The organism is Thiomicrorhabdus indica, assembly GCF_004293625.1.
Classification (GTDB): domain Bacteria; phylum Pseudomonadota; class Gammaproteobacteria; order Thiomicrospirales; family Thiomicrospiraceae; genus Thiomicrorhabdus; species Thiomicrorhabdus indica.
Genome location: NZ_CP033040.1, coordinates 1,659,952 through 1,672,240, shown reverse-complemented (window position 1 = coordinate 1,672,240; position 12,289 = coordinate 1,659,952). Strand labels below are relative to the sequence as shown.

Genomic DNA, 12,289 nt, shown 5'->3' with positions numbered 1-12,289 from the left:
AAAAGCTATGAGAAAATTTCTTGGGTTAAGCGTATTTGCTTGGTTGTTGCTGGTATCGTTTCAAGCAAAGGCCGTTCTGACGATTGAAATTTCCGACGGTTTTGATAATGCGACTCCGATTGCTGTAATTCCTTTCGGTACGGATGCTCGAGGGGTGGTTCCACAAGATATAGCTCAAATTGTTGCGGATAATTTACGACGAAGTGGCCTATTTAAACCGGCTGATCGAAATGCTTTACCGAGTAATCCAACTGAACCGAAAGAAGTTGTGTATGAAGAATGGCGTCCTTTAGGTGTTGATAATTTGATTCTTGGTAATGTTTCTAAGCTGCCAAATGGTAAATACCAGGTTGATATGCGCTTTATGGATGTATTAAGACGTGTTCAAGTATTTGGTCATCGCTGGACAAATGTGCCAGAAAGACATCTTCGCAAAGTGGCGCATATGATCAGTGATTTGGTTTATGAGGAATTAACGGGGATTCGTGGCGCCTTCAACACTCGTATTGCATATGTGACGGTTCAACGCAAAACGAATGGACGTTTCTTTACTTTGGAAATAGCCGACTCAGATGGAATAAATCCCCAGTCTATTCTGAAGTCACCACAACCGATTATGTCACCTAGTTGGTCTCCTGATGGTAAGAAAATTGCCTATGTCTCTTTTGAAAATGGTCGTTCGGAAATTTTTGTGCAAAGCTTGGATGGTCGTTACCGTGAAAAAGTTGCCGGGTTTAAAGGAATCAACAGTGCACCAGCTTGGTCTCCTGACGGAAAAAAATTAGCGATGACGCTTTCCAAAGGAGGTAATGCAGACATTTATATTAAGGACCTCACAACAGGGTCTTTACGCCAAATTACACGAAACCCTGCAATTGAGACAGAATCCGTTTGGGCGAAAGACGGACAATCATTATTTTATAGTTCAGATCGTCGTGGACAACCTCAAATATTTGAAGTGGATTTAGCATCTGGTCAGGAAAAGCGTGTGACCTTTGAAGGCCGCTATAATTCCAATGCGGATATTTCTCCTGATGGACGTTACATGGCTGTTGTTCGTGGAGGCGGAGGTTTCCACATAGCCCTAAAAGATAATGAAACAGGTCTGACACGTGTTGTGACGGATACCTTTTTAGATGAATCACCTAGCTTTGCTCCAAATGGTGAAATGATTCTTTACGCAATGAATAAGGGAAGCAGAGGCCAGTTAGCGGTTGTATCGGTTGAGGGAAAAACTTCGCAAACACTACAAGTTAAAAATGCAGAAGTTCGTGAGCCGGCTTGGGGGCCTTATTTAGATTAACAAGATGAGTGACACCCTATTTATCAGGTTGCTTTCATCAGGTTTTTAATTATTTAATACATGTATATTAACGTGTTAACTAAGGATAAATTTATGTCTTTGTTTAAATTAGGTTCGATTGCATTTGTTATTGCAGGTCTTACTGCTTGTAGTACTCCGCCTCAAAATCCTAACGCCACTGGGGCAAATGGTTCTCAAATGTCTGACATTGATACAGCTCCTGGCCTGAATGGATCTGAATTAGGTAATGGTGACGCACAGGTGCAAATCGGTGGTGTCAATCAAGATGGGATTGCCTCTATGGAAATTGGTTCAGGGGGAATGGACTCTGATCAACTATCACTGGATGCAAAAGACGGCTTTGAACCCGTTATCTATTTTGGTTATGACCAATTTGATTTAACTCCAGAAGGTCTTGAGAAGGTACAATTCTTCTCGGATATTTTGGTTCAAAATCCAAACAAGCGTGTGATTTTGGAAGGGCATACCGATGAGCGTGGTTCACCGGAATATAATCTTGCGCTTGGTGAAAGACGTGCAAAGGCTGTTCAAGATGCAATGACGGCACTTGGTATTGAGGCTTCTCGAATTGAAGCGAATAGTTATGGCGAAGAGTATCCCGTGGCTTTTGAAAAAACCGAAGAGGCTTGGCAGTTAAATCGTCGAGTTGAAATCACAATACGTTAGGCATTGATTCATGAGCAGTAATCACAATTCAATCTTTAATAAAACACTAAAGCAGTCGATGACGATAGCGGTCATCACAAGTGTTTTCTCAAGTTCAGCATTTGCTTTAACGGTAGAACAGAGACTCGAACGTTTGGAGCGCATGGCGAATAATCCGGTTACACTCAAGTTGAGCCAGCAGTTAAATCAGCAAAAGCGGGAATTACAATCGGTTCAGAATCGCTTGGATTTAATTCAGCACAAATTTCCTCAGCAAAGTAGTGCAGTATCAAATAACGATTTGGAACAGCGTTTGAATCAACTTGAAGCACAACAAAGTGCTCAAGCTGAAAAGCTTGAGCGGATGGAATCTATGTTGAAATTGTTGGTACAAGCTCAAAGTTCTAATGCATCTTTACCGGCCGGTAACCTTTCAAATGGCTTAAATAACGATCAGAATCTGGTTGCGCAACAAAAAACATCTGTGCCAGTGGGACAGAATGCTAGCGTTGGTACAAAAACACAGAGTGCTCCAACTGGATCAACTAAAACTGTCGCGTCTTTAACTGGACCGGTAAAAACTCGATTGGCAACAGAATCTGAAGATGCTGCGTATCAGTCGGCCTTTGAATTAATGCGAAAATCAAAATACAAAGAATCCATTGCAGCTTTTATCGATTTTGCGCAAAAACATCCTGAAAGTTCGCTTGCACCGAATGCGTGGTATTGGGCTGGAGAGGGGCAATATATCCTTAAAGATAATGAAATGGCTAAACAGTCTTTTGAACAAGTGGTTAAATTCTATCCAGATGCCAGTAAGGGCAGTGATGCTAAATTGCGCTTGGCTGATGCATTAACAAACTTGAATCAAATGGATGCGGCAAAAAAACTCTACCGCGATATTATTAAAAATTATGCGGGAAGCCGAGCAGCTGAAAATGCCCAATCACGATTAGATAAGCTTCAATAATTATTAAACGTTTCTTATAAATTACTCAAAATAAAACAACCGATATTAAGATGGCTGATAACTCTCAAACTCTTCCAAAAGCTGTAGTCCTTCTATCTGGTGGGCTCGATTCAACAACCGTGCTTGCAATAGCGCAATCAGAGGGGTATGAATGTCACACCATGAGTTTTGATTATGGTCAACGTCATCGTTCAGAGTTAAAGGCCGCTGAAAATGTGGCTAAACAATTTGGCGCAAAAACGCACCGTGTGATGCAGGTTGATATGCGCAATATCGGTGGTTCTGCTTTGACAGATGATTCTATTGATGTCCCGACTGGTGGCGTGGAAGAAAATGCTATTCCTGTGACTTATGTGCCAGCTAGGAACACCGTGTTTTTATCTTATGCTCTTGCGCTTGCTGAGGTGATTGAAGCCAACGATATTTTTATAGGTGTGAATGCGGTCGATTATTCTGGCTATCCAGATTGCCGACCAGAATTTATATCATCTTTTGAAGCCATGGCGAATTTGGCAACGAAAGCAGGGGTTGAAGGTCATAAACTTTCTGTTAAAGCACCGCTAATGCATTTGACAAAAGGGCAGATAATTCAACAAGGGAATGCATTAGGCGTGGATTATTCTCTGACGACTTCTTGTTATCAGGCGGATGGAGAGGGCAGAGCGTGCGGTATTTGTGATTCGTGTCGTCTCCGTAAGCAAGGATTTGCAGACGCTGGTGTGTCTGATCCAACAATTTATCAAACTAACTAAGTATTGTTTTAGATTCAGTGATGCTTGCAAAGCTTATGAATCACACTCCAGCGCTCTCTCCTGAATAGCGCAAACCTTTGTAATATTTTGTAACTTATTGATTTTTGAAAAGCTTTAAAAAGCCTGTAAATTAAACACTTATTTTTTTCAAAAAAATGTAAAAAAAACCTTGCAGGCATAAGCGTTACTTGTATAATACGCCCCATTCCAAACGGGTCGTTAGCTCAGCTGGTAGAGCAGTTGGCTTTTAACCAATTGGTCGAGCGTTCGAATCGCTCACGACCCACCATTTGGAATAAACAAGTTTCTAATCATTGAGGCTTGCGAAAACAAATTTTGAGCAAATGCGTTTTCATTACAATATGGGTCGTTAGCTCAGCTGGTAGAGCAGTTGGCTTTTAACCAATTGGTCGAGCGTTCGAATCGCTCACGACCCACCATATATTTAAACCCCGTTAAGAGAAATCTTAACGGGGTTTTTTATTGTCTAAAATAACCACTACCATAACGTTACCCGGCCGGTAAGTTTGATAGAGCGTAATTCATTACATGAATTACGCTTGAGTAATAAGTTTAAAGTTTGTCTTGAGCAATTTGTCTTAGCTTGGACACTTGAAGATTTGCTTTGTCGGCAATAGCAAGCGCACGCTTGAGTCTAGCTGGAGCAGAGCGCCCCATACAGCCATGTTCTGGATCACCATTAAACGCTTCCAACAAACCTTGCATTAACTCTTCACGATTATTTGACCGGCCGGTTAAAAAGTCTTGAATATCTAACACATCGTCGGCAACGGCTTTCATTACATCTGCATGGTTTTCGGCTAATTGTGAAACGGTTCCACCTGTTTCAAGTCCTGCGATATTCGTTGTCAGAATGTATAAGTTTTTTCTAACCAATTCAAAAAGCAGCTCTTCTTCGGAGTCAACAATAAAGCTGGGTAAATCGACTTGTGCTAGGGCATTAAACACCAGTTTTGCATGTTTACCGAAAATTGGTGATGGCATGACCACTTTTGAATCCATGCCTTTTTTCTTTTCAAACCAGACCGAAATAACGGTTGGTGTGGGCAAATTTGCTGCTTGCCAATCACGAGGTAACAATTCATTCTGCAAGAGAATTAAGTTGTCTTGCCAATTAGCTGGAATGGATTGCAAAGTTTGTGCAATATCTGCTTCTCCTACTGATACAAGAATGGCTTCAGGGTTTGGAATTTCACTTGCCATGGAGTTGATATCCATCGCTCGAGTAATTGCTTGGACTGGATGCCCCAAGCGTAAAAAACCACGTGCAAACACGCTGCCAAGCTCACCCATTCCAATCACAACGACGGTGTTTTTCATAGTATTTCCCTTTTAAATGAAAAGTTTGACGATTGTATAAAAATTACCGGCCGGTAGAAACTTTTTGTATTGCACTTAACTTGTGCAACATGAACCATAATTAAGAAAAAGAGAGGAGAATCTGAGTAAAAGCCGCCATAATTAGCCGATTTCTAAAGTACAATAATCAGATATTTTGAACAGATAATTTATTTCAACAAGAGTCGTTTTACACGAGGTGGTTATGGAAAAACCAAGACCTAAATTTACTTGGCATTATTATTTGATGGCATTTGGCGCTTTACTTGCGATGCTGGCAGCCACTTTAAACGCAGTGGGTGGCATCGTATCTGGTTTGGCGATTGCTGTGATTAGCCTTCCAAAATTGCAATTTCAAGGTTTAGCCCGATGGGTGTTTGTTGTTTTGTTCATGCTGATTTATATCGTGTCTTTTCCTGATCCAGATGTTATTCGTGAAATGATGGCACAGCCAAGCCCAACTGAAAATTCGTAGAGGTGGCTTTATGGCTAAGTCGGAACTGTTTTTTAAAGAAGTTTTAGAAGGTTTGACCACCGCAGTTATTTGGATTGACTCCAATCAGATCGTTCAGTTCATGAATGTCTCGGCGAGTGAAATTTTTCAATTAAGCCCCAATCGTGTTGTTGGTCAGCATTGGCAAAAATTACTCCCCAATTTGCTAGAAGATATTCAGATCGCGTCAGAGAAAAAAATCACCATTCATGAATATGTGATCGAACCGGTTGATCTTTTTAAAATCCGCGTGAGTTGCACAATTTCACCTTATGAATTAGATGGCCAAGCTGGTTGGTTGTTTGAGCTTTATAACACAGAGCGGCATCATCGAATTGTAGAGGAAGATGAGCGTTGGCATCAATATGAGGCCGGAAACCTTCTTGTCAGTACGCTTGCACATGAAGTCAAAAATCCTCTGGCCGGTATTATGGGTGCGGCGCAACTTTTGCAAAAGCGTCTTGAAACTCAACAAGAAGACAAGTCTGTGCAGTTTTTGGAAATTATTTCAAAAGAAGCTTTGCGATTACGAAACCTAGTCGATCGTATGTTGGGACCTAAAGGCAGCAGCGAGAAGTCCATGCATAACGTACATGAATTAATTCGCTATGTTTTGCAGATTATCGAGGGAGATAAACCGCCTAATGTGTATGTCAAACTTGACTATGACCCAAGTATTCCTGAAGTCAAAATGGATTTTGAAGCCATGGTTCAGGCGCTGTTAAATCTGGTGATTAATGCCATTCAAGCAATGGAAGAGCGCGGTGGAGTTTTGACATTGCGAACTCGAGTTGAGCACAAGTTTACTCTCGGCACTCAGACCTATCCATTAGTTGCTTGCATCAGCGTGATTGACCAAGGTAAAGGTATCCCACCAGAAGTCTTCGATTCAATCTTCTTCCCAATGGTTTCCTCCAAAAAAGAGGGGACTGGATTAGGATTGCCGGTTTCACAAAATGTGTTGCGCCAGCATGAAGGATTAATCGTTGCTGAGAGTGAGCCCGGCAACACAGTATTCAATGTCTATTTACCCTTAAAGCAAGGGAACTGATGACAATAATTTCTCTGAGAGTTCATCGCTAAGCAAAAGAAAGCTAAGGAAAAAAATATGGCTGAACAAGAATATGACATCACGCCGACGGTGTGGTTGGTTGATGATGATGCTTCGATTCGCTGGGTTTTGGAAACAGCGTTAGAAGAAAAACCTTATGATGTTAAGGTTTTTGAGTCTCCATTAGACGCATTAAAAGCGTTTGAAGATTATCCGCCGACCGTTATCGTCTCGGATGTTCGTATGCCGGAAATGGATGGGTTAACCTTCATGGAAGCCATTCATGATCGAGATAAACAAATTCCAGTCATTATTATGACCGCCCATGCTGATTTGGATACAGCGGTTAAATCCTATCAAAGTCGAGCATTTGAGTATCTGCCTAAACCGTTTGATATTGATGAAGCCATTGCTTTGATTGAACGGGCGATTAAACGCCATCTTTCTGGTGGAAATTCTCGTCCGAGAAAGCCTAAAAAATCTGCTAAACAACCCTTGAATATTATCGGTGCAGCACCTGCTATGCAGGAAGTTTTCCGTATTCTAGGGCGTGTTTCACAGCTGGATGTAACGGTATTAATTAATGGGGAAACTGGAACTGGTAAAGAGCTGATTGCGCAAGCTTTACATGAATTGAGCCCTCGCTCTTCAGGGCCGTTTGTTGCTTTGAACACCGCTGCGATTCCAAGAGATTTGCTGGAATCAGAATTATTCGGCCATGAAAAAGGTGCGTTCACCGGTGCGCAAACCCAACGTATCGGACGTTTTGAGCAAGCTGATGGCGGAACATTATTTTTAGATGAAATCGGTGATATGCCGGTGGATTTACAAACGCGTTTACTGCGAGTTTTAAATGATGGAACTTTTTTTCGCGTGGGTGGCAAAAATCCAATTACGACTAATGTCCGTATTGTGGCTGCAACGCACCAAAATATGGAAAAACTGGTGCGAGAAGGGCATTTCCGTGAGGATTTACTTTATCGTCTAAACATCATTCGCATAAAAATTCCTGCGCTTCGAGAACGACGTGAAGACATTCCGTTGTTGTTACGTTTTTATATGGAACTTGAGGCCAAAGGCTTGAACTTGGAAGAGAAAACCTTTAGTAAAGAAGTTTTGCAATTTTTATCGACCTTGCCTTGGCCGGGGAATGTTCGACAATTAAGAAGTTTGTGTACTTGGTTAACAATTATGGCACCTGATAAGACCGTTTATTTAGAAGATTTACCGCTGGAATTACAACAACCACCAAGTCTTGCAGAGGAATCTGATGAGGCTGAGACATGGCAAGAAAAACTGCGAGTCTGGTCAGAAAATTTTGTTTCAACAGGTCGAGAAGGTTTGCATACCGAAGCGGAAAAAGAGTTTGAACGGGTTTTGATTGAAGTTGCACTGAATGCCAGTCACAATCATCGCCAAAAAGCTGCTGCATTGCTAGGCTGGGGGCGAAACACTTTGACGCGTAAAACCCAAGCCCTAGGTATCGATTAGACTCGTATCGATTAAACTGTCAAGCGAGCTATGTTAAGCGTTGTTTAGAATGAATGGAGCTGGTTGAACAAAATTATGATTTGGGAAATCATCCAATATTATCGTACTCCGGTGAAGTATGAATTTATTAAACCAATGGGGTACCTGAAAGAAGGGATTGCAATGATTGCCCGAGCAAATCGTTGTCAAGCGACTTGGCAATCGCATTACGCGAATTGTCAGCAATCCATTCATGAAGCGATTGGCAAAGCTCAACATAAAGTTTTCGGCGGGTTAGAGCATGATTCTGAGCAAAAACCAAAATTAAAAAAAGTGATTGTTTTAGGTGCCGGCAGTTTAAATGACATTCCTTTGCAAGCGTTGAGTCAGGCCTTTCAAGAAGTTTTACTGGTTGATTTGGTATTTTTACCGGCCGCTCGAAACAAGATAAAACTCTATTCCAATATTCAATTGATTGAGCATGATGTGACCGAGAGTTTATCTAAGGTTTATCATGGAAAAACTCGTATCTCTGAGCCGAATTTTTGGCTAAATGACTCTGAAGTTGATTTAATTATCTCCTTAAACCTCATTACGCAATTGCCCCTGATTCCGGTTCGTTGGTTAATAAAACACCAAAAAATTGATGATGTGCAGGCGCAAGCAATTGGACATGAAATTATCCAAAATCATTTGAATTATTTGTCTCAATTTTCGGCAGTTGCTTGTTTGATTGCTGATCGAGAAAATCGAGAAATGAATATACAGACTGGAGAAATCGAGAAAATTGATCCTTGGTGGGGAGTTTCCTACCCGCCGGTCAAAAAAAGTTGGGACTGGAATTTAATTCCTAAAGGAGAGATTAGCCAAAAATTCTCGCAAACCAATCATGTTGGCGTTTCGTACTTGAATTTTTAACACCGATCAAATCCTAATCACTCTTTCATAACTCTTAAATGATGTGCTTTCACAAGTTTCCATTATTTTCACTTTATTGAATAAAGCCTGCGACCAATGCAATCACAAAGGCATATCTAAATCCTTTACCAATCAACACCAAGCTAAAAAATGTCCAAAATGGAATTTTCATGATGCCTGCTAGGAGTGTAAGTGCGTCGCCAATAATCGGTGCCCATGACATTAACAAGCTCCAGCGGCCATATTTTTGAAACCAATGTTGTGATTTCAGTAACTGCTTGTCTGAAACGGGAAACCATTTGCGTTTTTGAAAGTGCAGGAAGTATCGCCCTAAGGCGTAATTTAAAGCACTCCCTAAAGTGTTGCCAACTGTTGCAACCAACCAAATGATTGTCAGTAGAGATGTAGGAGAGTAGTTCTCATCAAGCGTTTGTAAAACTAACTGGCTGAGATAGATTTCAGAACCGCCTGGTAGCAAGGTTGCAGAGGCGAACGCCAATGCAAAGAGCGTCAGGAATTCAATAATCATGTAGAGAGAAGATGTTTACCGGCCGGTAACAAATGGTACAAAAGAAAAGATACCGGCCGGTAGAAAGGACAAAATAAACTGAAGCTTACAAAGCTTCGTCACCGGATTCACCGGTACGGATACGGATTGTTTGTTCAATGTTTGTAACAAAAATCTTACCATCACCGATTTTTCCGGTTTGCGCGGCTTGAATAATTCCTTCAACGGCAGAATCCACAATGCTTTCACTGACAGCGATTTCTAATTTCAACTTTGGTAGAAAATCGACGACATATTCTGCGCCACGGTACATTTCAGTGTGGCCTTTTTGACGACCGTAACCTTTTACTTCGGTGACCGTCATTCCATGAATGTCGATGGCATGCAGTGCATCACGAACATCATCTAGTTTAAAAGGCTTAATAATGGCAGTAATCAGTTTCATTGTGTTTCCTCAATTCATCTCATTGGATTGCGTATTTGGATAGTCTGCCAGATGTTGACCCATTTGAATAGGGGTATTTGGCGTGATTTTACCTAATTCTGGTAAGTGATTTTCCGGAGTAAGTAAAACTACGGTTGAACCCATGTTAAAACGACCAATCTCATCGCCTTTGGCAAAGTTCAAGTTTTGTTCTGAGTAATCCCAATGAGAAAGAGTCGGTTGATAGTCTGGTGTGATTTTTCCAGCGAAAACTGTTTCCATAGAACCCACGAAAATAGCACCGACCATAATCAAACAAAATGGCCCATGTTCGTTTTCAAAGCGTAAAACCAACCGTTCGTTACGTGCAAACAATCCTTCCACATTGCGAACCGTTGCTGGATTGACTGCAAACAAATCACCCGGCACATAGGTCATGGACAACAACTTTCCGTCGCTTGGCATGTGGATGCGGTGATAATCTTTTGGAGAAAGATAAATAACCATTGCATCACCATTCTGAAAGGTTTTTGCATACTCAATATCACCGCCCACAAGCGCTTCAAGTGTGTACTCGTGACCTTTTGCCTGTGTTAGCGTATTTTGATGAATGTGGTGGGATTGGCTGATTAAACCATCTACCGGCGAACACCATGCATTGGGGTTTGCATCAATCGGACGCGCATCTTCTTTCAGAGCACGAGTAAAAAATGCATTAAAGTGCTCGTAATTCTCAATATTCTCGTCTGCCGCCTCGGAAATATTAATGCCATAAATTTTCGTTAAGGCTTTTATGGTAGCGTTTTTAATCCATTTCACACGAATTTGCATAAACCGATGCATCAACTCTGACAGAAAATGCTTTGGAATAAGGTATTGTGGTGTCACCTTAAAAAAGTCGAGAAATTTTGTCATGGACTATCCTTTATTCACGGTTGATTCGACGTGCGCATCACTATATTGAAAATGGATTTTACGGTATAATCCGCGCAATTTTAAAGATTTAACAGATTTTCACTTATAAGGAAGCGCAAATGTCAGATGTGAAAAAAGTCGTTTTAGCCTATTCAGGTGGTTTAGATACTTCAATTATCGCTAAGTGGTTGCAGGAAGAGTACAACTGCGAAGTCGTAACCTTTACGGCCGATATCGGTCAAGGTGAAGAGATTGAACCAGCGCGTGCAAAAGCAAAAGCAATGGGCATTAAAGAAATTTACATTGAAGATTTGCGTGAAGAGTTTGCTCGTGATTTTGTTTTCCCAATGATGCGTGCCAATGCCATCTATGAAGGTGAATATCGTCTAGGAACGTCAATCGCTCGTCCGTTGATTTCAAAGCGTTTGGTTGAGATTGCGCAAGAAACGGGCGCCGATGCAATTTCTCACGGTGCCACTGGTAAAGGGAATGACCAAGTGCGTTTTGAAATGAACGCTTACGCGCTAATGCCGGACGTGAAGGTTATTGCACCATGGCGTGAGTGGGATTTAATGTCTCGTGAAAAACTAATGGCGTATGCGGAAGAGCACAATATTTCGATTGAGAAGAAAAAAGGTAAAAAGTCACCTTACTCAATGGATGCCAACCTGCTTCATATCTCTTATGAAGGCGGCATTATTGAGGATCCAGCAAATGAGCCGGAAGAAGACATGTGGTTATGGACGGTTTCACCAGAAAACGCTCCAGATGAACCAACTTATCTGGATATTGGTTTTGAAAAAGGTGACATTGTTGCAATCAATGGCGAAGCAATGAGCCCAGCAACTGTAATGGAATATTTGAACAAAGTTGGTGGTGAAAACGGAATCGGGCGTGATGATTTGGTTGAAAACCGTTTTGTCGGTATGAAAGCGCGTGGTTGTTATGAAACACCGGCCGGTACCATTATGCTAAAAGCACACCGAGCGATTGAATCCATTACGCTTGACCGTAATGCTGCGCACTTGAAAGATGAGCTAATGCCAAAATATGCCGAAATGGTTTACAACGGTTTCTGGTTCGCTCCTGAGCGTGAAATGCTGCAAGCAATGATCGACAAGTCGCAAGAAAATGTTTCAGGAAATGTTCGCATTAAGCTTTATAAAGGTAATGTGGTTTGTGTGGGTCGTACTTCAGAAAACAGCTTGTTTGATGAAGCGATTGCAACCTTTGAAGATGATGGTGGTGCATACAATCATAAAGACGCAGAAGGATTCATTAAACTGAACTCACTACGTTTACGCACGGCAGCGAAAAAACGCGGAAAATAACCCATTGATTGTGTCATTCCGGCGCAAGCCGGAATCTCTCACAAACCTGGGAAATAAAAAAGCGCTGAAGATGTAAATCTCCAGCGCTTTTTTTGTTTGCGTCATTTTATTCAATAACTTTTCAAAGGT

At 41.4% G+C, this 12,289-nt stretch carries 13 protein-coding genes and 2 tRNA genes; 11 read left to right on the top strand and 4 right to left on the bottom strand.

The features are described 5' to 3' along the window. The first annotated feature begins 7 nt into the window (after nt 1-7). The 6 genes from tolB (at nt 8) to D9T12_RS07220 (ending at nt 4,131) form a co-directional block, all read left to right on the top strand. Nucleotides 8-1,303, top strand: a complete 1,296-nt coding sequence (gene tolB / locus D9T12_RS07245) for a Tol-Pal system beta propeller repeat protein TolB (RefSeq protein ID WP_130537545.1) — start codon at nt 8-10, stop codon at nt 1,301-1,303. A 93-nt stretch (nt 1,304-1,396) separates the two neighbouring features. Further along, on the top strand, nt 1,397-1,990 hold the full coding sequence (locus D9T12_RS07240; protein ID WP_165395059.1) for an OmpA family protein: 594 nt from the start codon (nt 1,397-1,399) through the stop codon (nt 1,988-1,990). Between the two features lie 10 nt (nt 1,991-2,000). After that, nucleotides 2,001-2,939, top strand: a complete 939-nt coding sequence (gene ybgF, locus D9T12_RS07235) for a tol-pal system protein YbgF (protein ID WP_130537543.1) — start codon at nt 2,001-2,003, stop codon at nt 2,937-2,939. Nucleotides 2,940-2,989: 50 nt separating this feature from the next. After that, on the top strand, nt 2,990-3,691 hold the full coding sequence (gene queC / locus D9T12_RS07230; RefSeq protein WP_130537542.1) for a 7-cyano-7-deazaguanine synthase QueC: 702 nt from the start codon (nt 2,990-2,992) through the stop codon (nt 3,689-3,691). Between the two features lie 213 nt (nt 3,692-3,904). Beyond that, nucleotides 3,905-3,980, top strand: a tRNA-Lys gene (locus tag D9T12_RS07225). Nucleotides 3,981-4,055: 75 nt separating this feature from the next. After that, nucleotides 4,056-4,131: transfer RNA gene (locus tag D9T12_RS07220), tRNA-Lys, on the top strand. A gap of 133 nt (nt 4,132-4,264) precedes the next feature. Here D9T12_RS07220 and D9T12_RS07215 read toward each other — a convergent pair. Beyond that, nucleotides 4,265-5,032 (bottom strand): hypothetical protein, encoded by a 768-nt coding sequence (locus D9T12_RS07215; RefSeq protein ID WP_130537541.1) that lies wholly within the window; start codon nt 5,030-5,032, stop codon nt 4,265-4,267. A gap of 223 nt (nt 5,033-5,255) precedes the next feature. On the opposite strand from D9T12_RS07215, the gene D9T12_RS07210 reads away from it, so the two are divergent. The 4 genes from D9T12_RS07210 to D9T12_RS07195 all read left to right on the top strand — a co-directional run bounded on the left by D9T12_RS07210 (nt 5,256) and on the right by D9T12_RS07195 (nt 8,982). Further along, complete coding sequence (locus D9T12_RS07210) at nt 5,256-5,525, top strand: hypothetical protein (RefSeq protein WP_130537540.1); 270 nt, start codon at nt 5,256-5,258, stop codon at nt 5,523-5,525. Between the two features lie 10 nt (nt 5,526-5,535). Next, nucleotides 5,536-6,594, top strand: a complete 1,059-nt coding sequence (gene glnL / locus D9T12_RS07205) for a nitrogen regulation protein NR(II) (protein WP_130537539.1) — start codon at nt 5,536-5,538, stop codon at nt 6,592-6,594. A gap of 57 nt (nt 6,595-6,651) precedes the next feature. Beyond that, nucleotides 6,652-8,085, top strand: a complete 1,434-nt coding sequence (gene ntrC / locus D9T12_RS07200) for a nitrogen regulation protein NR(I) (protein ID WP_130537538.1) — start codon at nt 6,652-6,654, stop codon at nt 8,083-8,085. Nucleotides 8,086-8,148: 63 nt separating this feature from the next. Next, nucleotides 8,149-8,982, top strand: a complete 834-nt coding sequence (locus tag D9T12_RS07195) for a hypothetical protein (protein WP_130537537.1) — start codon at nt 8,149-8,151, stop codon at nt 8,980-8,982. Nucleotides 8,983-9,055: 73 nt separating this feature from the next. Here the strand turns inward: D9T12_RS07195 and D9T12_RS07190 are convergent, their stop codons facing one another. From D9T12_RS07190 to asd, 3 genes are all read right to left on the bottom strand, one after another. Further along, on the bottom strand, nt 9,056-9,511 hold the full coding sequence (locus tag D9T12_RS07190; protein ID WP_130537536.1) for a YqaA family protein: 456 nt from the start codon (nt 9,509-9,511) through the stop codon (nt 9,056-9,058). A gap of 85 nt (nt 9,512-9,596) precedes the next feature. Next, the gene (locus tag D9T12_RS07185) at nt 9,597-9,935 is read right to left on the bottom strand and encodes a P-II family nitrogen regulator (protein WP_130537535.1); all 339 of its coding nucleotides are present in this window, start codon (nt 9,933-9,935) and stop codon (nt 9,597-9,599) included. Between the two features lie 9 nt (nt 9,936-9,944). After that, nucleotides 9,945-10,829, bottom strand: coding sequence for an archaetidylserine decarboxylase (gene asd / locus D9T12_RS07180; RefSeq protein WP_130537534.1), 885 nt, complete (start codon nt 10,827-10,829; stop codon nt 9,945-9,947). 119 nt (nt 10,830-10,948) lie between these two features. On the opposite strand from asd, the gene D9T12_RS07175 reads away from it, so the two are divergent. Continuing rightward, on the top strand, nt 10,949-12,160 hold the full coding sequence (locus tag D9T12_RS07175; protein ID WP_130537533.1) for an argininosuccinate synthase: 1,212 nt from the start codon (nt 10,949-10,951) through the stop codon (nt 12,158-12,160). Nucleotides 12,161-12,289 lie beyond the last annotated feature (129 nt).